A 20,540-nucleotide genomic window follows, 5' to 3' on the forward strand; every position below is an offset into this window, starting at 1 on the left:
GTGAACACAACCCCTCCGGCGCGACAGATCCGCAGATCACAGGGTTCTCCCGAATAATCGTTCGGCGAGCTCTCCCACGCCTGGTAAGACTGGCCGGTGCCCGCCCGAACCTGCCGCCGGATAATCCTCCGGGACCGGCCTGCCGCCGGAATCACCACTACCACCTTCACCACCGAGACCGTCCCCCGGCCGGTCCCGGCCGACGGTGAGGCGCTGATCGAAGTGTTCTGGCTCGGTATCGACGCAACCCAGCGCACCTGGCTCAACCCCGGACCGACCTACATCCAGCCGGTGGATATCGGTGCGGTGATGCGCGGCAGCGGGGTGGGTCGCGTGGTCGAATCGCGCAACCCGGAGCTGCCGGAGGGCCGGTGGGTCTACGGCGAACTCGGCTGGCAGGAGTACGCGATCGCACGCACCGGCGGCCTCTTCGGCGTCAATCCGGTACCGCCGGGTATCGAACCCCGCCATACGCTCACGGTTTTCGGAGTCAGCGGACTCACCGCTTATATCGGAGTAACGGAGGTACTACGGGTCGCGGAATCCGACGCGGTACTTGTCACCGGCGCAGCCGGAAGTGTCGGTTCCCTCGCCGGGCAGATCGCCCGGCTGGCCGGCGCGCGGGTTATCGGTACCGCGGGATCGGACCGCAAGACCGGCTGGGTACGCGATACCGCGGGGTTCGACGCCTGCCTGAACTATCGCACCGACGATATCCGGGCCGGGTTACGCGATTTCGCGCCGGACGGTCTCACCGCGGTATTCGACAATATCGGCGGTGCGCTGCTGGAACAGGCACTGGACAACCTGGCTGTGCACGCCCGGATCGCCCTGTGCGGTTCCATCTCCTCCGGCTACACCGACGACGGTTACGGAACCGGCCCGGCGAACTATATGCAGCTGGCCTTCCGTCGCGCCCGCATGGAGGGCTTCCTGTTCTTCGACCACGCCGCGGTGTTCCCGGCCGCACTTGCGCGGCTGTCCGGCTGGGCTGCCACAGGAGAACTGCGCTGGGCCGAGGATATCGTCGACGGCCTGCAGAATGCCCCGGCCGCATTGCAACGGCTGTTCGACGGGGCGAACCTCGGCAAACAGCTGGTCCGGGTGCGAATGGCGGAATAGCCCCGGTTCGACAGTGCCGGCGCTGGGCGGCGGAACCGTGAATCCGGCAGCCGATTCGCGGGGCTTTCGATAGCCGTAAGCCGATTTATGAGACCCACACCACTTTTGCCGACCGCGTGGACTGTAATGTCACTGAACCGTGCCTGACTTCGGTTTACGAGCTGAACGAAAGACGACGTTGTGCTGGGCCGCCGCGACCGTTCTCGGGGTGCTCGCCGGGTACGCTGCGGTACTGTTCGCCAACTCCCGGCACTTCTACACCGACGACACCGAGGCCCAGTACGTTCCCCTCTGGCTCGACGTCGGACGGCGCCTGCGGGAGGGGGAATTCCCGGGTATCGCACCGGAACAGTGGATGTCCGGGAACTTCCTGGTCGAAGGCCAGGCCAGTGTGTTCAACCCGCCGCAGCTGCTGGTCGCTTTGCTGGCGCCGTCGTTCGACAACCTCGTCGTGCTGGCGACCCTGGTCAAGCTCGCGTATTCGATCGTTCTCGCGCTCGGCGTGTTCCGGGTGTGCCTGGCGTACCGGGCGCACCCGGCGTGGGCGGCGGTGGCGGGTGCCGCGTTCTGCTTTTCGGGATGGCTGCTGTTCCTGGACCAGGCGAGCTGGGTGCTCGGTCTCGCCGGTACGGCGTGGCTGACGCATGCGTGGGCGTCCGGGGTGCGCTACGCACGCGGCCGCGGCGGCCCGGTTCCGGTGTTCGTATTCCTGTTCTTCGCAATCACTCTCGGTTATGTCTGGCCCGGTGTCGAATCCGCGCTCATGATCGTCGCCGTCGCCGCCGGGGAGTGGGTGTATCAGCGCACACCGTGGCCGTCGGTGCGACTACTGCTGGCCGCCGGCTGCGCCGGGGCAGCCGGCCTCATGACCTACCTGCCCTCGATACTCTCGGCCGAAGTGACCTGGCGGACCGCCGACGACATGATCAACAACGACGGTTTCATGACCGTGCCGTGGTCGGAATCGCTGAATGCGAGCCTGCCCAGCACACTCCCGTCGTTCAATTCGTGGTTCGGCCTGATCCAACCGATGCCGATCGTCTATATCGCCTGGTTCCTGATTCCGGCGCTGGCATTCATCGATTGGAAGGCGGCCGGGCAGACCTTGCGGCAGTCCGCCGGGGCGGTGATCTTCGCCGGTATCGCACTGATGTGGACCGCGGGCCCGGCCGCCTTCGGTCCACTGCGGTGGCCGGCGCGGATCCTGCCGATGCTCGCCCTGGCACTGCTCGTGCTGTGCTGTGTCCTGCTGAGCCGCCACGGGACCCTCACGAATTGGCGAACGCGGTTCGGGGTAGCCGGGGTGCTGGTGCTGGCACTGCTGGTGCGGTCGGTGTCATCGGCTCCGCAGGACCGCATCTGGACGCATATCGGGGCCGCCGCGGTCGTGGTGGTACTGGGGATCGCGGTCGTGGTGGTGTTCGCGAAATGGGGCCGGATCGCGGCGTGTACGGCGCTGCTGGTCACCTTCGCCCCGATCGCGTACTACCAGGTGGACAGCTCGTATCCGCACCCGATGTCGTGGAACCTGCCCGAACGTCGCTCCGCGGCGCAGGCACTGTTCCCGGACTTCGACGGCACAACCCTGCAACTCGGCAACAGTGCGATCTTCCCGGGCGACGCCAAGGATCTCACCGGCGTCTACAGTTCGCTGGTCGTGGGTCTCTATGCCGCGGACCTCGGACTCGACTACGTCAACGGCTACACCCCCATCGGGCACCGCGCGTTCTCGGAACACACCTGTATGCGCTGGGAGGGCAGCACCTGCCCGGAGGCCTTCGACAAGATCTTCGCCCCGGAACCGCTGACCGGTGAACCCCTGGTCGACCTGATGAAGGTCGACCGGATCACCCTGATGCGGCTGGTGTATCCGGATGCCCGCGACAATCCGCCTCCACCCGGCTGGCACTGGGTGGACTATCCGCCGAACGACAAATGGATCTGGGTCCTGGAGCGCGATACCGGCCCGGTCTCGACGACGGGTGGCCGAATCGCCCACACCGAAGGTGTCGACGCCGTCTCGGTCTCGGAAACCGAGAACACCAGTACCGTGCGGGTCTCGTCGGAGCAGGGCGGGCGTATCACGTTCGCACGGCTGGCCTGGCCGGGCTACCGGGCCACGATCGACGGGCGCGAGCACGACTCCGGTGCCCTCGACGAAATATTCGTCTCGGTGGAGATACCGGCAGGCACCGAGAACGCCGAACTCGAGGTCACGTGGCGGCCGCCGGGTACGCCGCTGGGAATTGCCACCTTCGTACTCGGTCTCATCGGTATCGGCGTGCTGCAACTGCTCTACATCCGCCACCGGTCACGGCCCCGTACCGAGAACTCGCCCCCGGAACCCGAACCGCTCGCGCCGGCACCGCCGGAACACACGGAATCATTCGCCCGGGTGTGAAGCGTTCCGGAGCCGGCACCTCGCCGAGTTCTACGACAGCTCAGTTGCGGGCGGCGCCGGCCCGGTCGGGTTTCCACCGGCGTCCTGCCCTGGGCCGAAGACCTCGTCGGAGGCCGGTAGGCGCCTATCCTCGATGCGGCGGGTCAGCTCCGGTTCAGTACTGCTGGCGCCGGTCGATCGCGCCCGCCCCGATCGACCCCAGCAGCGTGATGATGCACAGGCCGGCGATCAGGTTGATCACGGCGGTGGCGATCTTGGCGTCGAGCCCGGCCACCAGGGTGAACGGCAGCAGGACCGCCAGCGCCGTGACCAGCCCCGTGATCCAGTAGAAGAACTGCAGCGGATTCGGCATCAGCGCCAAGAGCAGGTTCAGCAGGCCGGTGGCGGCGATCGCGGCAGCCGCGCCGGCTATCGCGTACGAGGTGGTGGAGACCGTTCCATAGGCGCCCGCGCCCTCCGGGGCCAGGACCGCGATGTTCAGGATGCCGCGTACCAGCATGATGGCGACCACGATGACCAGTGCCACCACCACGGCGGTGCCGAGCCCGCCCGCCCACAACCGGCCCAGGTTGATTTTCGGCTCCGCCGGCTCCGCATACCCCGGCGGCTCGGAGTACCCCGGTTGCTGCGGGTACCCCGGCTGTTGTTGGTGACCCTGTCGGTAAGGGTCCTGCCGTCCATAGTTGTACGACGGATCCGTCATAGGCAGAAACTACCCCGCCCGGGCCCGCGCTCCCACCCGAATCGGGCAGGCATGTCGCCGGAATTCGCGCCGGTGCGTTCGTGCACCGTCACCGATCCACCCGCCACCGCCGCAAACGGGGTGGCTCGGGAGCGTGCCCCAGCGCGACACGAGTGACAGCGGCAACGCCCGGGCCAGGGCACGCTCGGCCCTGGCCCGGCATCCCGGGTGGGCCTTCGTCCTCGCCCTGGAGCAGAGCACCGGACAACATCTCAGTAGCCGCGCTCGGTGTCGATCACCGCAAACAACTGCTCCCCGGCCGCGAAACGTTCGACATTGGCCCGCACATGATCTGCCAGGGCCCTGGTGAGCCCGGTCGCGGGATTGGCGATATGTGGTGTGATCAGCGCGTTGGGCAGTGTCCACAACGGATGGCCGGCGGGCAGCGGTTCGGGGTCGGTGACATCGAGCGCGGCGCCGCCGATCGTGTTGTCGCCCAGCGCGCGCACCAGTGCCTCGGTATCGATCAGGGCGCCACGGGCCACGTTCACTATCCACGCCGTCGGCTTCATCCGGGCCAGCGTGTCCGCGTCCAGGAGGTGCGCGGTATCCGCGGTCGAGGGGGCGGCAATAACGAAATGATCGGCGCGGGACCATATTTCGGCGGTGCGGGTCGCGTCCACCGTTTCCGCCGCACCGGGCACCGGGATACCGGATCGGGTCACCGCCAGGACCTGCGCGCCGAACGCGGTGAGCAACGGGATCATCGCGCGGCCGATACCGCCGCAGCCGACGATCGCCACCGTCGCGCCGCGCAGCGTGCCGACGCGGGCATCGAACTCCGCCTTGCGCCAGGAGGTCGCCCGCGCCTGTTCGGCGAGCCCACGCACCCCGGCGAGCAGCAGCAGTGTCGCGTGCTCGGCGACATTGCCCGCGTACGCGCCGGCCGCGGAGGTCCAGATCCGCCGATGGTCGACGAGTCCGGCCGCCAGCCACGATTCGACGCCGGCCGAGGGCAGCTGCACCCAGCGGACCGAATCCGGGAGCTCGGCGGGGAACGTATCCGGGCCCTGCGCCCAGACCACCGCGTCCGCGTCGGCGAGCGGGACCAATACACCGCCGCCGCGCTCGACACCATCGGCCAGGGCGGTCTCCTGATCGGGACCCAGATGTACGCGGGGCGCTCTGCTGTTCGGCACACCCCGACTATGCCCGATGCACAGGATGACGACGACACCGTGCGCGATTCGCCTGATACGTTCGGACAGCTGTCCAGCGAACACACGGGAGATCGAGCATGCAGGTCGCGGGAAACGTCTTCGTAGTCACCGGAGCCGGAAACGGTATCGGGCGATGCGTCGCACTGGAGCTGATCGGCCGCGGCGCGACCGTGGCCGGCGCCGACCTCGACGAGCAGGCCCTGGCCCGCACCGCAGCACTGGCCTCGGACCCCGGCCGCTTCACCGCCTACCGGCTCGATATCGCCGACCGTGCCGCCGTGGCCGCGTTCCCGGAGACCGTGATCGCCGCACACGGACAGGTGGACGGCGTGTTCAATATCGCGGGCATCCCGCAGAACCTGCAGACCCTCGCCGATATCAGCGACGACCGGATCGAAACGTTGATGCGCGTGAACTTCTTCGGTGCGGTGTGGATGTCGCGCGCCTTCCTCCCGCACCTCGAGGAACGACCGGCGGGCGTCATCATGAACACCTCGAGCCTGTCGGCGATCGCCCCGTTCCCGGGCTCCGCGGTGTACGGCGCCTCGAAGGCCGCACTCGCGCTGTTCAGCTACGGGATGGCGCAGGATCTGCGCGGCAGTTCGAAGGTCACCGTCACCACGGTGCTGCCCGGGACAGTGTGGACCGATCTCGTACGCCAGGTCTCCCAGCAGATGGGGGCACCGGAGAAGCTGGCCGAGGGTTTCGCGGCGAAACCCGAGAATGTCGCGCGCCGGATGGTCGACGCGACGATGAAGGGGAAGGGCCGGGTCGTCATCGGCAAGGATGCCCACGTCTTCGATATCGTCCGGCGGTTCAGCACCCGCGCGGCCGACCGCCTGTCCTACCTGCAGGTGGGCCGCGGGGTTTACAAGAAGCGGCCCGAGTCCACCCTGCAGCCCTAGTCACCACCGCGTCGGCGGTGCTCGAACAACTCGCCGACGACATCCTGCGCGCCCTCGACGCCCGCTCCCCGGAAGCCTCCTGACGGGTGGCGCGATCCGCACGCGCCGGACCGGCAACTCCCGATATCTCCCGAACAGGCAAACTGCGGACTCACTGCGGACCGAACAGGGGCCCGGCTCCGCCACTGCCGGTGAAAACACCGATTCACCTGTGGCGCAGCGGTGCCCCCAGTGGGACTCGAACCCACACTGTGCGGATTTTAAGTCCGCTGCCTCTGCCAATTGGGCTATGGGGGCGTGCGGACCACACACTACCGACTCGTACACCCGTACCGGAATACCCGGCGCAAGTGAGTCACATGGTGGGATCTGTCTGAATCGCCTGACAGGCCTCGACCAATACGTCCGCCGCCAGCAAACCCGATTCCTCCGCCGCCTCGCGAACCTCGTCGGACAGATCGTAATCTGTTGTCACCGCCAGTAAGGCCAGTTGCAGCGCCTCACCCAGCCGGCCCAGCCGGCGGGCGATCAGCGCCTCGTCCATCTCCGGACCCAGGTTCTCCCAGCCCACCGGCTGCACCCCGTCGATACGGTAGCGGCGCAGCGTGTCCTCACCGAGCACCTTCATGAAATCCACCGCCGAGGCCATACAGCGGTTGTTCGCGACCCGGTACTCGGTGCGGTCGGCGATCTTGTCGATGAGTACCGCGACGATCGTGGCGGCCGTGAACATACCGTCGCAGACCCGGGCCGGGGCCGCTTCGGGCGGTCCGGGCGGAGCCGTGGCCAGGCCCGTGGTAACCGCATCGATCCACTCCACCACCAGTTCGGTGCCCGAGGCATCGGTTCGCTGCGGGTCGTAGATCGTCGGTACGTCCCGGCGCCGGAACCACCGCCACGGTAGATGCATCGCCATCACCCCTGTTCGGAAGCGGACTTGCCGAGCAGCGAATGCCGTCGGCCGTATGCGAAGTACATCACCAAACCGAGCAGCATCCAGACTACGAAACGCAGCCAGGTTTCGACGGAAAGATTCACCATCAGCCAGAGGCAGGCCAGTACCGCCAAGATCGGCACCCACGGCACGAACGGAACCCGGAAACCACGCGGCAGGTCGGGGCGGGTGCGACGCAGCACCACCACGCCGATGGAGACCAGCAGGAACGCGAACAGGGTCCCGATATTGACCATTTCCTCGAGCGTGCCGAAGTCCACGAAACCGGCCAGGATCGCACAGGCGATGCCGACGGTCACCGTGATCCGCACCGGAGTACCGCGCGAACCGGTCTTGGCGAACCAGCGCGGAGTGAGCCCGTCTCGGGACATGGCGAACAGCACTCGGGTCTGGCCGAGCAACATCACCATGACAACAGTGGTCAGACCGGCCAGCGCACCGATGGAAATGATCCGGTGGGCCCAGGTGGCACCGTGCACTTCGAAGGCGGTGGCCAAGGTGGCGTTGTCGCCGGCGAGTTCGGTATAGGGCACCATCCCGGTCAGGACCACCGTCACGGCCACGTACAGGATGGTCACGACGACCAGCGAGCCCAGGATGCCGCGCGGCAGGTCGCGTTGCGGGTTCTTGGTCTCCTCGGCCGCTGTCGCGACCACATCGAAGCCGATGAACGCGAAGAACACCAGGCTCGCCGCGGCGAGCAGGCCGTACCAGCCGAAGCTGCTGTTACCGCCGCCGGTCACCCAGGAGAACAGCGACTGGGTCAGGCCGGAGCCTTCCTCACCGGGCACCGACTCCGGGATGAAGGGGGTCAGGTTGGCGGAGTCGAAGAAGGTCAGGCCGACGATGATCACCAGCAGGATGACCCCGATCTTGATCGCCACGGCCACCGCCGAAACGCGCGAGGACAGTTTGGTGCCGAGCGCGAGCAGCGTGGTCAGGACCGCGATCAGCAGTACCGCGCCCCAATCGAAAGTCACTCCGCCGATATCGACGACCGCGGCGCCCTGATCGAACACCTGACCGAGGTACTGCGACCACCCCTTGGAAACCACGGCGGCGGCGAGCGCGAACTCCAGCAGCAGATCCCAGCCGATGATCCAGGCGGCGAGTTCACCGAAGGTCGCGTAGGAGAACGTGTACGCACTACCGGCCACCGGCACAGTCGAGGCGAATTCGGCATAACACAGCGCCGTGAGCCCACAGGCAATGGCGGCGAAAACGAACGCCAGCGAAACCGACGGCCCGGCGACATTGCCCGCGGTGCGGGCGGTGAGGGTGAAGATACCGGCGCCGATGACGACGGCGACACCGAAGATCGCGAGGTCCCATGCGGTGAGCTCCTTGCGGAGTTTCGCGCCGGGTTCGTCGGTATCACGGATCGACTGCTCCACCGATTTGGTGCGGAACAGCGAACTGCGGCTTTTCGGGGTCGTCACGGCGGTCTCCTCGTCTTTCCGGCGCGAGTATCGGGAACGCTAGTGCACTCCCGACATATATCGGGTTATCCACGACGACAACGCCGCAATCACGACACCGGCCGCGATGGCCACCAGCCCGGTGATCCCGAAGTAGGCGAATTCGGCATCTGCCGAGTAGAACCGGGCCAGTACGCCGGACAGCGTGGTGCCCAGTGCCACCGACAGAAAATAGAGCGCCATCATCTGGGCGCGGAAATGTTCGGGCGCCAGCTGAGTGGTGACCGCCAGCCCGATCGGCGAGATCAGCAGCTCCGAGACGGCGAACACAGCCATGATGAACAGCACCGCCAGCGCCGGCACCGCCTTACCGGTGGTCCCCGCCATCGGCACGAAGAGCAAAAACGCCGCCCCCATGCCCATCACACCGAAAGCGAATTTGCGAGGCGTGCTCGGCGCACGGCCGCCCAGTTTCGTCCACATCAACGCGAACAGCGGCGACAGCGCGATGATCCACACCGGTTCCACCGAGCCGATCCAGTTCGACGGCGCCGTCCAGCCGAAGATATTCCAGTTCATCCGTTCGTCGGAATACACCGCCAGCACGGTGAAGATCTGCTGGAACAGCGCCCAGAACACAACATTCGCCACGAACAGCGGCACGAACGCCCACACCCGGCTCCGTTCGACCGCGGTCACCCGGCGGTGAGTGAGCAGTACGGCGAAGTAGACGAGGGCGGCCACCACGATGAGCGCCGTGGTGACATCCGGCAGATTGCCGATGGTGACCAGGCCGGTTACCAGCACACCCACGATCACCAGGATCGCGACGAGCAACAGCCCCGCCAGCGGGCCGAGCGCGCGGCGCGGCAGCGGATCCGGTACGTCGCGGCCGGCGGTTCCGAGATTGCGCCGGAACACCACATACTGGATCAGCCCGAGCGCCATCCCGACCGCGGCCGCCCCGAAGCCGGCATGGAAACCCCACTCCTCCTGCAGGAGCCCGGTGAGCAACGGCCCGACGAAGGCGCCCAGATTGATCCCCAGGTAGAACAGCGTGAAACCACCGTCGACCCGCGCGTCCCCCTTCGGGTACAAGGTGCCCAGCAGCGCCGACGCATTCGATTTCAGCGCGCCACTGCCCAAGGCGACCAGCACCAGGCCGATACCGACCCCGGCCAGACCTGGAATCAGGGCGAGCGCGATATGCCCCGCCATCACCACGACCCCGCCGTAGAAGACGGTCCGTTCCATCCCGATCAGCCGGTCGGACACCCATCCACCGAGCACCGTACACAGATAGACGAGACCGCCGTAGGCACCTACCAGCCCTACAGCCGCGTCCTGGTCGAGCCCGAGCCCGCCCTCGGTGGTCTCGTAGTACAGGTAATAGCCCAGGATCGTGAGCATGCCGTAGAAGGAGAACCGCTCCCACAGTTCCACACCGAACAGATTGACCAGGCCGATCGGGTGCCCGAAAAAGGTCCGGCCGGGGACCGCCGTGGAAGGTGCTTCCGACATTCTCCGACTGTGCCATGAACCACACCCGCCGCGTGGCATACCGCACCGAACCGATATCGCACGTCGACGCGTGCGCCGGGATCAGGCGATCGACTGGGCGATACCGTCCAGAATGTCGTGTTCGCTGACGACCAGTGCCCGGATACCGGCCCGCTCGGCCAGCTCGGCCGCCAGCACCTCGGTGATCACGGCACCGCCGCCGATGACATCCACCCGTCCCGGATGCATGGGGCCCAGCGCGGCTCGTTCGTCGTGATCCATCCCGATCAGCCGATCACAGACCGCGTTCAGGTCCGGCAGTTCGATCCGCGCGAGATGCGTTTTCGCGGAATCGTATTCGGGCAGGTCCAGGGCCACCGCGGCAAGTGTGGTCATCGTGCCGGCCACCCCTACCCAGGTATGCGCGCCGTCCACCGGTACATGGGTGAAGGCCTCGGTAAGCCGCTCGGACGCGAAATCGCGGGCCGCGGCCACCTGGTCGGCCGTCGGCGGATTCCCGTGCAGGCACCGTTCGGTGACCCGCACACAGCCGATATCGGCCGAGAACGCCGCCCGCACACCGGTACTGTCCCCCACCACCAGCTCGGTGGAGCCGCCACCCAGATCGACCACCACAAAAGGCCCGTCCTCCGGCCGCAGCTCACCCACTGCGCCCGCGAACGACAGCCGCGCCTCCTCGTCGCCGGTGATCACCTCGGCCTCGGCGCCCGGCACCACGCGACCCAGTTCGGCGCGGGTCATCGCGAAGAAATCTTCCCGGTTCGCCGCATCGCGGGTCGCGGAGGTGGCGACCATCCGCACCCGCCGCACCTCGTGCTCGGCCATCAGGGTCGCGTAGTCGGCCAGCGCCACCCGGGTGCGTTCGATCGCCGCCGGGTCGAGCCGGCCGGTCGCGTCCACGCCCTTGCCGAGCCGCACGATCCGCATCTCCCGATGCACATCGGTCAGCGTGCCGTCCGCGCCGATATCGGCGATCAGCAGGCGGATCGAATTGGTGCCGCAATCCACGGCGGCCACCCTGTCGGTCACGGCGACTCCTTCGAAGCTGGTACATGCGGTCCGCGGCGGGCGGGGTCTCGCATCATGATTCGTGTTCCGGCGGCGGGTACTGCGGCCAGTCCGCCGGGACCGCGGTCCCCCGCAAACCGTTCTCGGCGGCCAGCGCCACCGCTTCGTCACCGAGCGGATTCACCCCCGGCCCCTTGGCCAGCGCGTGCGCGATCAGCACGTGCAGGCATTTCACCCGGTCCGGCATACCGCCGCCACTGAAATCGGTGCCCAGCGGCTCGATTTCGTCGCGCTCGGCCAGATAACTTTCGTGCGCGGCCCGGTAGGCGGCGGCCAGCCCGGGATCGTGGCCCAGCCGTTCGGTCATCCCCTTCATCACGCCCGCGGACTCCAACCGGCTGGCTTCGGCGGTGAGCCGCGGATCGGTCAGGTAATACAGCGTCGGGAAAGGAGTGCCGTCGGGCAGTTTCGGCGCGGTCTTCACCACCGCGGGCATACCGTCGGGTGTCCGGTAGGCGATGGCGAGCACCCCGCGCGGGGCGCGGCCCAATTGTTCGGCGACGATCTGCAGATCTCGGTCGTCGGGTGTGCTCACCTGTTTCCTTCCGGCTGCGGCGCGGGTGGGGCCGATTCTTCGACGGGTGGTTGTTCGGAAATACTGCGCCACAGGTCGGTGTACCACGGGTCGGGAACGTCGCGCGGCGCCTGCGGGTCAGGAATGGCGGGTACCTCGATACCCGGAACCTGCACGATATACGGGGTCTCACCCGGCATCACCAGCCGTAACCGGTCCCGCGCCTCGGACCGGATGTAGGCCGGATCCTCCTGTTGTGCCCGGCGGTCCTTCAGTACGGCGATATCGGCCTCGAGCGTCCGGCGTTCGGCCGCCAGCTGGGCGGCTTCCGAGCGTTGCGTGAAAAAGGTACGCATCGGCACCGCCAGCGTCATGGCCAGCGCACACACCACCATCGCCAGAATGATCGCCTTACCGGCGGAAAGCCCGAGGATGGTCCGTTCCGACCAGTCCCGGGCCCCCGCGGCGCGACTGCGGGACCGGCGGGTGGTACGACGCACCCGTTCGGCACCACCGTGCACTTCGGCGGCAGGCCGCCGGGACGGCGCACGCGACGTACGCCGGTTACCACGCCCGGCCGGGCTGGCCCCGCGCGCACGCCGCTCCGCCATCGTCTTGCTCAGTCCTCGAACGTGAACCGGGGGAAGGCGACATCGCCGGCGTACCGGGCCGAATCGCCGAGTGCATCCTCGATCCGCAGCAGCTGGTTGTACTTCGCCACCCGCTCGCTGCGCGCCGGTGCACCCGTCTTGATCTGCCCGCTGCCCACGGCGACGGCCAGATCCGCGATGGTGGTGTCCTCGGTTTCACCCGACCGATGCGACATCATCGTCTTGTACCCGTTGCGGTGCGCGAGGTCGACGGCGTCCAGGGTCTCGGTGAGCGTGCCGATCTGGTTCACCTTCACCAGCAGCGCATTCGCGGCGCCCTTGGCGATACCGTCCTCGAGCCGTTCCGGGTTGGTGACGAACAGGTCGTCGCCGACCAGCTGCACCTTGTCGCCGATCTCGTCGGTGAGCGCGACCCAGCCGTCCCAATCGTCCTCCGACAGCGGGTCCTCGATGGACACCAGCGGGTACGCGGCGCGGAGTTCGGTGTAGAACTTCGCCATCTCGGCGGCACTGCGCGCCGAGCCCTCGAACTGGTAGGCACCGTTGGAGTAGAACTCGGTCGCCGCGACATCCAGCGCCAGCGCCACATCCCGGCCCAGCTTCAGCCCGGTCTTCCCGACCGCGACGCTGATCAGGTCCAGCGCTTCCCGGGTGCCGGCGACGTCCGGGGCGAAACCGCCCTCGTCGCCCAGCCCGGTGGCCAGCCCCTTCTCCTTCAGCACCGCTTTCAGCGCGTGATAGACCTCCGCGCCCCAGCGCAGCGATTCCTTGAACGTCGGCGCCCCGATCGGCGCCACCATGAACTCCTGCACATCCACCCCGGTATCGGCGTGCGCGCCACCGTTGAGGATGTTCATCATCGGCACCGGCAGCACATGCGCGTTCGGCCCACCGAGATAACGGAAAAGTTCCAGCCCCGACGACTCGGCCGCCGCCCGCGCAACCGCCAGCGACACACCCAGCAGCGCGTTCGCACCCAGCCGGGACTTGTCCGGGGTGCCGTCCAGATCCAGCAGCGCCTGATCGACGGTCCGCTGTTCGACAGCGTCCAGCCCGATCACCGCCGGCGCGATCTCGTCCAGCACCCCCTCGACCGCCTTCTGCACCCCTTTGCCCAGGTAGCGCTCCCCGCCGTCCCGCAGTTCCACGGCCTCGTGCTCACCGGTGGACGCACCCGACGGCACCGCGGCCCGGGTCAGGGTGCCGTCGTCGAGGGCGATCTCGACTTCGACGGTGGGGTTACCGCGCGAATCCAGGATCTCGCGAGCTCCGACCTGTTCGATGATGGCCACGAAAACAACACTCCTTCGGCTGTCGGCACGGTGTGATCAGGAAAGAGCCGTGCAATCGCGAGCCTAGTAGGCCCGCTCGGACCCAGTCCATCTGCCGCCCCGCACCACGCCGAGCTCCCCGGAAGCCGCGGCCCATCCGGTACACCGCCACACAACGGACCCTGCCGCCCAGGACAGTGCCACCAGGTCGCGCGCACACGCCGCCCATGAGCCACAGCACGCCCGAGCGAGGTCGGTCCGCGAGCAGCTTTGTCCAGGGGCCCGTAGTCGCCGGCCGGGTGGGCGAGACTCTGTGCACCCACCGCACGCACCTCGACGGCGCGGGGACGATCTGACGCGACCTGATTCTCGCCGGGGCGACAGGTTCCCACGGCGACCTCGGCGGTACGCGGTCGCCGCAGGTTCGCCGACACTCCCAGTGGAGGTCTCGCCCGGCACCGACGGCGATGCGAGTTCAGCGAGCGGGGGCGGCAATTCCCATCACACGCGGCGGCCGACGCTGTAGGCCGCCGCCCGGTCACGGACCTCCTCCATATAGCTCTGTGACCGGTTATAGGTGAACAGCGCCCGGCTCCACCCTTCCGCACTCAGCAGATCCCCGCCGCTGACGCACAGGTAACGGGCAGCCGTCAACGCCGCATCGTCGATACTGTGCGGATCAGCGACCCCGTCCCCGTTCGCGTCCACGCCCCACTTCCGCCAGGTCTCGGGAATGAACTGCATCGGCCCGACCGCCCGATCGAAAACCGTATCCCCATCGAACCGCCCACCATCGGTATCCCGGATCTCCGCCACCCCCGGCGACCCGTCCAGCGCAATCCCGATGATCCCCGGCTGCACCAACCCATCCACCCCTACCTCGGCACCACGATGCCGACCGTGATCACTCTCCACACTCCCGATCCCCGCCAACGTCGTCCAAGCCACCCCACACTCGGGCCGCGACCTCCCCATCACCACCGCCGCATACCCATACGCCTCCAACGCCGCCACCGGCATCTCCAGCCGATCCGCATGCTCCGCCGCCCAGCCGTTCAACAACGCCGCGGTCCGGCCGGGAGCGTCGATATCGATCACCGGAACCGGCACCCCAGGGCCGGGTGGGGTCCCCTCGGGAATGGGCACGAGTTCCTCACCCACCCCACACCCGGTGAGGAACAACGCGACGATCGAAGCGGCGATAACGCCGTACCTGCGGGAACGCACACCATCCATCATCCAGATCGCCGCGCCGGCGGCGGGGTACCGCGCTGATTGTGTCCGGCATCCCACCCGGCCGGTCGTGCTATCGGCCATCTCCGGTAGGCGCAGGCCGTCCCGGTTCCTGCCCGCGGCTCCCACGGAACGTCGTGTCGGCCAATCGACTACATCAGTGCTGGTTGGTCTTCATACGCCGGACTTATCCAATTCCGACGCGGTAGGTGCAGTACGATTCCGCGAGATCAGAATGTAGGGGGCCGCCGCCATGCACCGACCAGGACGTACTCTGCTGCGCAGATTTCGCGCAATACTGGCAGCTGGAGTGCTGGCGGCGGCGGTTGGGGGCTGCGGTTCGGTGGTGCCGGGCGAGGCCGTCCGGGCCGAACCGAATCTCGCCGATCTCGATGTGGGGAACTATCCGACAGAACCGCTCGAATACGGAACGGCAGCGGATGAGGATGCGGCGCGCTACCGCGAGGCGCAGCGCTTGGGCGACTTTGTCGCGCTGCCGTTGGAAGCCGATCCCGCGTACGTCACGCGCTTGATGGGCATGGGTGGACCGGTTGTACTCGACCGTCGAGATATGCAATCGCTGGTGATCAACGATACTTTCGACGAGGTCGCGGGCGAACTGGTGGCAGGCTGGGTACACACCTGGTCGACCGGCGGTGAGGTCGATACATCGCAGCAGATGAGCATCGCGGTCCTGATGTTCCCGGACGCAGCCACCGCCGAATCCGTGGCAACCGGGCTCGAACACGACGATTTCACCTTCAACACCGACAACCGGCCGGTCCAGCTCAGCAAATATCCGCACTCCAAGGCGCATTGGCGTCCTGGCATAACCTCGCTGGGGAGCTGGACCAGCCACGACCGTTACGTCACCTACATCAAGTACAACGATCTCTCGGGTAGGGCGGAACTACCCGAGATGGTGCAACGTACCGAAGCCTTGCTCGATATCCAGCTACCGTTGCTCGATGAATTCGAGCCCACACCCGCCGAGCAGTTGAACGATGTCGAACTCGATCCGGACAACATCCTGGCATTGACGCTCCCGAAAAGCGAAACACTAATTGCCACAACGGGACCGGCGGGAGCATTCCGCGGGCGCGGAGCACTGTTCGCGCTCAGCGGAATAGAAAACCTGGACTTCTTCGAGAAGGGACAGGTTTCAGCCATCGGGCTGGCCGAATCTGTAGTAATGCGGAGCGATTCCGCCGAGGGCGCCGAAGCACTGCTGAACAACTTCAAGCCGAAGACGGACTCCACCGAATCCACGCCGATCGAAGTTCCCGAGGGAATCGACGGCGGCCAGGTCCACTGCTACAGCAGGAAGCTCGAGGAGTACGAGACAAGGCCATCCAACTTCTGCCTTTTCCGGACGGGACACTTTTTCGCGCAGGTAGAAGGATCACAGATTCAGGATCTGCACCAGAAGACCTCAGCTCAGTATGCCTTGCTTGCCAGATAGGGGGAGATAGTGAAAGTCGCCAAGGGGAGAACCACATATGCGATACGCTGCCTGGCGGCAGCGTCGATCGCCTTACTCGCCACCGGGACGGCAACCGCTTGCTCACAAGAAATTGCCGGACATCCCGAACCAGGCATGACCTCAGTCGACCTGGATGCACTGGATTACGGCACCTTCCCCACCGAGCCGACTCCCTTCGAGATGAAAGTCAGCACCGCCTGGGATATATACGCTCTCGAGTCACGCAGAATGCTGGACTTCCTGATCTCTCCGCACACCGTGGACCCCGATCTCCGCTACCTCCGAGAGACATCGCTTCTCCGCGAGGGAACGGATACCTTGAACGATCTTACGCCCGAGGAATTTGTCCCGATCGCAAACAAGAACTTCTTCGTTTCGGGCGTCGCAACAGCCCGATCCAACAACAGCATCCGCAATCTGAAAGACACCGTTATCGGTCTCATGCGATTCGGCAACGACCATTATGCTCGAACCGCAGCAGCCGAATTCAATGCATTTACCGAGTCCAAGTCCCCCATCCGCGAGAAGCTCGAGTTGGCCGGGTACACGGATACCTACGCCGGTATCTCACCGAGCCAGGACAGAGCGCAGCTCTATGCTGCGCACGGCCCGTATGTCATCGTCGCGGCGATGCAGGCACCGGCTACCGAAGTGAGTCAGACGCGTGAGCGCTTGAAAAGGATCCTCGACCTTCAGTCCATTGCCTTGAAGGACGTTACACCGACCCCGCCCGATGAGATGCTGGACCTACCCACCAACCCAGAAGGCATCGTGAATCTCGCGCTGCCCAACGAATATCAAAACAACGCTGCGTTCGACGATTCCGGCGCCTTCTCCGCGGCTGCCCATCTCCACTGGGAGTACGACGCGGCGGCAATCCCGGATTACAACGCGTACGGCGTCGATCTAGTTGCCCGGAATAATGCAATCGTTTATCGGACGGCCGGCGTTCCCCAGGCGTTCGCCCTGCAGAGCGTACTCGCACGCCCCGGCAAGTACGACGAGGAGTTCGATGGGCCGCCGGGACTGGCCGACGCCCGTTGCGTCCAACGCGACGAGTCCAGCCTGATGTTCGAACCCTACTACTGCGTTGTGGTTTACGACCGCTACGTCGCGCTGGTCGATGACATGGGATTCAGGAATCTGCCCTCACCGGAACTCTTTCAGGCGACATCCGCGCAGTACGCGATCCTGGCCAACAGTAGGTAACCGGCGTGACAGCGAGCATCGAGGTCGCCGTGCCGCGCGGCGGACCATGGGGCAGGATTTGTTCGACGATGCCCGATAGAACGATTGCTCACTACCGGGCGGTCGAACCAGAGGAGGTTTAGATGGCGTTACCGCCCGGCGCCGTTATCGGTGGCTACCGCATCGTGCGCGTACTCGGCAGTGGCGGTATGGGTTCGGTGTATCTGGGGCAGCATCCGAGCCTTCCTCGTCAGGACGCGATCAAGGTCCTCAGCGAGGAACTCTCCCGTGACCCGGAGTTCCGCGCCCGCTTCGAACGGGAAGCCAACCTCACCGCCGGCCTGGACCATGCCAATATCGTCTCGGTATACAACCGCGGCGAGGAAGACAGCCGGCTATGGATCGCGATGCAGTACGTGCCCGGCGCCGATGCCGCCGACGAGGCACGTCAAGGTCCCGCCTCCATGCCGCCGCAGCGGTCGATGCACATCATCGCAGAGGTCGGCAAAGGTCTCGACTACGCACACCGCCGCGGCCTGCTCCATCGAGACATCAAACCGGCCAACTTCCTGCTCTCCCGCTCCGCGGAGGACGAACAGGAACGAGTGCTGCTGACCGATTTCGGCGTGGCCAAGTCGGTGGACGACAGCCAAGACCTCACAGCAACAGGAAAGTTCATGGCCACCGTGGCCTACGCTTCCCCGGAGCAACTACTGGGACAGCCGCTCGACCACCGCTCCGACATCTATAGCCTCGGGTGCTCGTTCTATCGGTTACTCACCGGTCAGAACCCTTTTCCTTCGACGGTTCCGGCCGTGGTCATGATGGGCCACCTGAACGAAGTGCCGCCCGCCATTTCATCAGTACGCCGAGACCTGCCGCCTGCCCTGGACCATGTCTTCACCAAAGTTCTCGCGAAAGACCCCACCAACCGATACAACAGCTGCCGCGAGTTTGTATACGACGCGCATGCGGCGCTTTTCGGACAAGGTATGCACCCTGCTCCGGCGGGCGGAGATACAACGCTACACTCCGGCTACCAGACTACGGGCGGCCCGTACACCAGCGGATATCCCAGCGCTCCGAATTTTCCCCGGAACCAGGAATCTATTGTCACGCAACCGCGGGAGTCGTACACAGACCGCAATCCCCAATCACGGACCGTCGGGAAGAGGCGAGGAATCCTCGTTTTCGCCGCAGTCGCCGTTGTCGCTGTTCTTGCCGCCGTCGGTGTTGTCTTCACGGTATCGAGCGGCGATTCCGGAGGCTCGACCGGAGCAGACCTGGCAGAGATACGCTCCGAACATCCGGAGTTTGCGGGCAAAACAGTAGCGGCCTTCAACTACGGGAATTCCCTGTTCTCCGTGGCGCTCGACGGATCCCCACAGGCAAACTTTCTGCGCGATATCGGGTTCCGTTACAGCGACGAGTATCTTCCGGTCAAGAACGAAAAGTCCCCCCGCGACCTGTCACTGGCCTCATTCAACCTTCCTCAACCTCTCGACTTGGTCATAGTTTCTCGATCCGATAGCAGCGCAGGGAACGGCGGACTGGGCGGACTACCCAACGATTTTCTTACGTCGTCGGCAAAAATTGTTGTTATCGACGATATCAATGCCGTGCAAGGTTTTCAGGTGTGGACCGATCAATCACCAGCCGTAATGGTGGATGAACTCGTTCCAGCCATCGCGAACGTCGTCGGTTGACCCATAGCAGGGGGAATACATGCAGTGGACCAATAGAATTTCGGTAGCAATGGCCGTGCTGGTTACAGCCGTGACAGCGGGATGCGGACAGGAAACCGAAACCGGGGCGGTCGTAGACATTTCAGCACTGCAGCCCGGCAACTACAGGACTACGCCACGGGAAGCAGAAGAGGTACGGAAGCCTGAGAATATCGACGCTCAGGAAGCGCTTCGATTAGCGAAGTTCGTACCATTGATAATGGAAACCGAACCAAAACTGGTATTCGGCCGCATAATCAATCAGCAGAATCTGTTCACACAGCTCAACCCTCCCCAGTTCACTCAAAACCTCACAACAGACGTACCCGGATTTGTCGTAGGCTGGGAAACCAGAGGGCAGCGCAGGGAAGACGAACTTCACGGGCGAGCCGTAACTCTGAGAGTTCTGCGGTATTCGACGCCTGATCAAGCAACCCACGCCGCGAACTATCTCTCCGATCAATACCTGAACGGGCGATACCCACCAAAAGGCCCGACCGCGATTCCTGACTACCCCGGCGCAAGAGCGTACATCGGACAATACGACAGGATCTATGCTTGGACCACCCAGGGTGAATACATGGTCGCGATCGAAGTGGGGCCGGGGGTCGACATACCGCCCGACCCGGCTCCGTTGGCAAATACCGCAAAATCCGTCCTCGATAAGCAATTCGCGAGCCTCGAAGGCTATCAACCGACACCTGTCGACGAGCTCGACGAGCTCCCAATCGATAATGAAGAGATCATTCGGTACACACTGCCCGGCGGCGAAGGCGTCCCCGAAGTGGCGATCGGCCCGGATGTTGCACTCCACCTTACCGAGCGCCCCGATTTGACAAAGCGGGCTTACGAAGACGCCGGAGTCGATCTACTCTCCCTGGCCGGCGGCGATGCCGGCACCACCGTCTACAGGACGAGCGATTCGGCAGCAGCAGACCGCTTGAAAGCCTTCTTCATCTCACAACTGGAACCTGAGCTCGATCCTGTCGAAGCCCCGCCCGGGCTGCCATCTGCGCACTGTGTCGAAAACCCGGAGGAAACCCAGTCTTTGGCCTGTTACTTCACCAACGGCCGCTATGCGGCCTACATCAAGGATGCCATCCAGATACAGGAGCTACATCAGAAAACATCGGCCCAGTATCTGCTCCTGAACGAAGCGCCACAGTAGCGATAAAGCCCTGTGCCCCAAGCGATTAGCTCGAGGCACAGGGCTATCGGCAGGAT

Annotated in this window: 17 protein-coding genes and 1 tRNA gene; 7 read left to right on the forward strand and 11 right to left on the reverse strand. The window is 65.5% G+C overall.

The annotated features are described in order from the left end of the window. Positions 1-96 precede the first annotated feature (96 nt). Both ACFWPH_RS24080 and ACFWPH_RS24085 read left to right on the forward strand, forming a co-directional pair. A complete protein-coding gene (locus ACFWPH_RS24080) occupies positions 97-1,122 on the forward strand; it encodes an NADP-dependent oxidoreductase (protein ID WP_378754388.1) in 1,026 nt (341 codons plus the stop codon). A gap of 139 nt (positions 1,123-1,261) precedes the next feature. After that, the gene (locus ACFWPH_RS24085; protein WP_378754389.1) at positions 1,262-3,523 is read left to right on the forward strand and encodes a hypothetical protein; all 2,262 of its coding nucleotides are present in this window, start codon (positions 1,262-1,264) and stop codon (positions 3,521-3,523) included. Between the two features lie 154 nt (positions 3,524-3,677). Here the strand turns inward: ACFWPH_RS24085 and ACFWPH_RS24090 are convergent, their stop codons facing one another. Then, positions 3,678-4,226 (reverse strand): DUF6069 family protein, encoded by a 549-nt coding sequence (locus ACFWPH_RS24090; protein WP_033244317.1) that lies wholly within the window; start codon positions 4,224-4,226, stop codon positions 3,678-3,680. Positions 4,227-4,477: 251 nt separating this feature from the next. After that, positions 4,478-5,404 (reverse strand): D-isomer specific 2-hydroxyacid dehydrogenase family protein, encoded by a 927-nt coding sequence (locus ACFWPH_RS24095; RefSeq protein ID WP_378754390.1) that lies wholly within the window; start codon positions 5,402-5,404, stop codon positions 4,478-4,480. 98 nt (positions 5,405-5,502) lie between these two features. On the opposite strand from ACFWPH_RS24095, the gene ACFWPH_RS24100 reads away from it, so the two are divergent. After that, positions 5,503-6,330 carry an SDR family NAD(P)-dependent oxidoreductase gene (locus ACFWPH_RS24100; protein ID WP_378754391.1) on the forward strand — a complete coding sequence of 276 codons (828 nt, stop codon included), beginning with the start codon at positions 5,503-5,505 and terminating at the stop codon, positions 6,328-6,330. A 223-nt stretch (positions 6,331-6,553) separates the two neighbouring features. Here the strand turns inward: ACFWPH_RS24100 and ACFWPH_RS24105 are convergent. From ACFWPH_RS24105 to ACFWPH_RS24145, 9 genes are all read right to left on the reverse strand, one after another. After that, a tRNA-Leu gene (locus ACFWPH_RS24105) sits at positions 6,554-6,627 on the reverse strand. A gap of 58 nt (positions 6,628-6,685) precedes the next feature. Continuing rightward, positions 6,686-7,246: a hypothetical protein gene (locus ACFWPH_RS24110; RefSeq protein WP_378754392.1), complete on the reverse strand. Its 561-nt coding sequence runs from the start codon at positions 7,244-7,246 to the stop codon at positions 6,686-6,688. Then, a complete protein-coding gene (locus ACFWPH_RS24115) occupies positions 7,246-8,724 on the reverse strand; it encodes an amino acid permease (RefSeq protein ID WP_378754393.1) in 1,479 nt (492 codons plus the stop codon). The genes ACFWPH_RS24110 and ACFWPH_RS24115 overlap by 1 nt, the downstream gene beginning before the upstream one ends. Positions 8,725-8,763: 39 nt before the next feature. Beyond that, positions 8,764-10,224, reverse strand: coding sequence for a peptide MFS transporter (locus ACFWPH_RS24120; RefSeq protein ID WP_378754394.1), 1,461 nt, complete (start codon positions 10,222-10,224; stop codon positions 8,764-8,766). An 81-nt stretch (positions 10,225-10,305) separates the two neighbouring features. Further along, positions 10,306-11,253, reverse strand: a complete 948-nt coding sequence (locus tag ACFWPH_RS24125) for an exopolyphosphatase (RefSeq protein ID WP_378754395.1) — start codon at positions 11,251-11,253, stop codon at positions 10,306-10,308. Positions 11,254-11,305: 52 nt separating this feature from the next. After that, the gene (locus ACFWPH_RS24130; protein ID WP_378754396.1) at positions 11,306-11,827 is read right to left on the reverse strand and encodes a DUF501 domain-containing protein; all 522 of its coding nucleotides are present in this window, start codon (positions 11,825-11,827) and stop codon (positions 11,306-11,308) included. Next, positions 11,824-12,417, reverse strand: a complete 594-nt coding sequence (locus tag ACFWPH_RS24135; RefSeq protein ID WP_378754397.1) for a septum formation initiator family protein — start codon at positions 12,415-12,417, stop codon at positions 11,824-11,826. Before ACFWPH_RS24135 ends, ACFWPH_RS24130 begins: the two co-directional genes overlap by 4 nt. Before the next feature lie 8 nt (positions 12,418-12,425). Beyond that, on the reverse strand, positions 12,426-13,709 hold the full coding sequence (gene eno, locus ACFWPH_RS24140) for a phosphopyruvate hydratase (RefSeq protein ID WP_378754398.1): 1,284 nt from the start codon (positions 13,707-13,709) through the stop codon (positions 12,426-12,428). A 480-nt stretch (positions 13,710-14,189) separates the two neighbouring features. Beyond that, positions 14,190-14,924: a lytic transglycosylase domain-containing protein gene (locus ACFWPH_RS24145; RefSeq protein ID WP_378754494.1), complete on the reverse strand. Its 735-nt coding sequence runs from the start codon at positions 14,922-14,924 to the stop codon at positions 14,190-14,192. A gap of 307 nt (positions 14,925-15,231) precedes the next feature. On the opposite strand from ACFWPH_RS24145, the gene ACFWPH_RS24150 reads away from it, so the two are divergent. From ACFWPH_RS24150 to ACFWPH_RS24165, 4 genes are all read left to right on the forward strand, one after another. Further along, complete coding sequence (locus tag ACFWPH_RS24150) at positions 15,232-16,383, forward strand: hypothetical protein (protein WP_378754399.1); 1,152 nt, start codon at positions 15,232-15,234, stop codon at positions 16,381-16,383. A gap of 9 nt (positions 16,384-16,392) precedes the next feature. Further along, a complete protein-coding gene (locus ACFWPH_RS24155; protein ID WP_378754400.1) occupies positions 16,393-17,613 on the forward strand; it encodes a hypothetical protein in 1,221 nt (406 codons plus the stop codon). Positions 17,614-17,735: 122 nt separating this feature from the next. Next, positions 17,736-19,298 carry a serine/threonine-protein kinase gene (locus ACFWPH_RS24160; RefSeq protein ID WP_378754401.1) on the forward strand — a complete coding sequence of 521 codons (1,563 nt, stop codon included), beginning with the start codon at positions 17,736-17,738 and terminating at the stop codon, positions 19,296-19,298. A gap of 49 nt (positions 19,299-19,347) precedes the next feature. Continuing rightward, entirely contained in the window at positions 19,348-20,484 is a 1,137-nt protein-coding gene (locus tag ACFWPH_RS24165) for a hypothetical protein (RefSeq protein WP_378754499.1), read from the forward strand. Positions 20,485-20,540: the final 56 nt, after the last annotated feature.

Origin of the sequence: Nocardia sp. NPDC058499, from assembly GCF_042719915.1 — a bacterium.
Lineage (GTDB): Bacteria > Actinomycetota > Actinomycetes > Mycobacteriales > Mycobacteriaceae > Nocardia.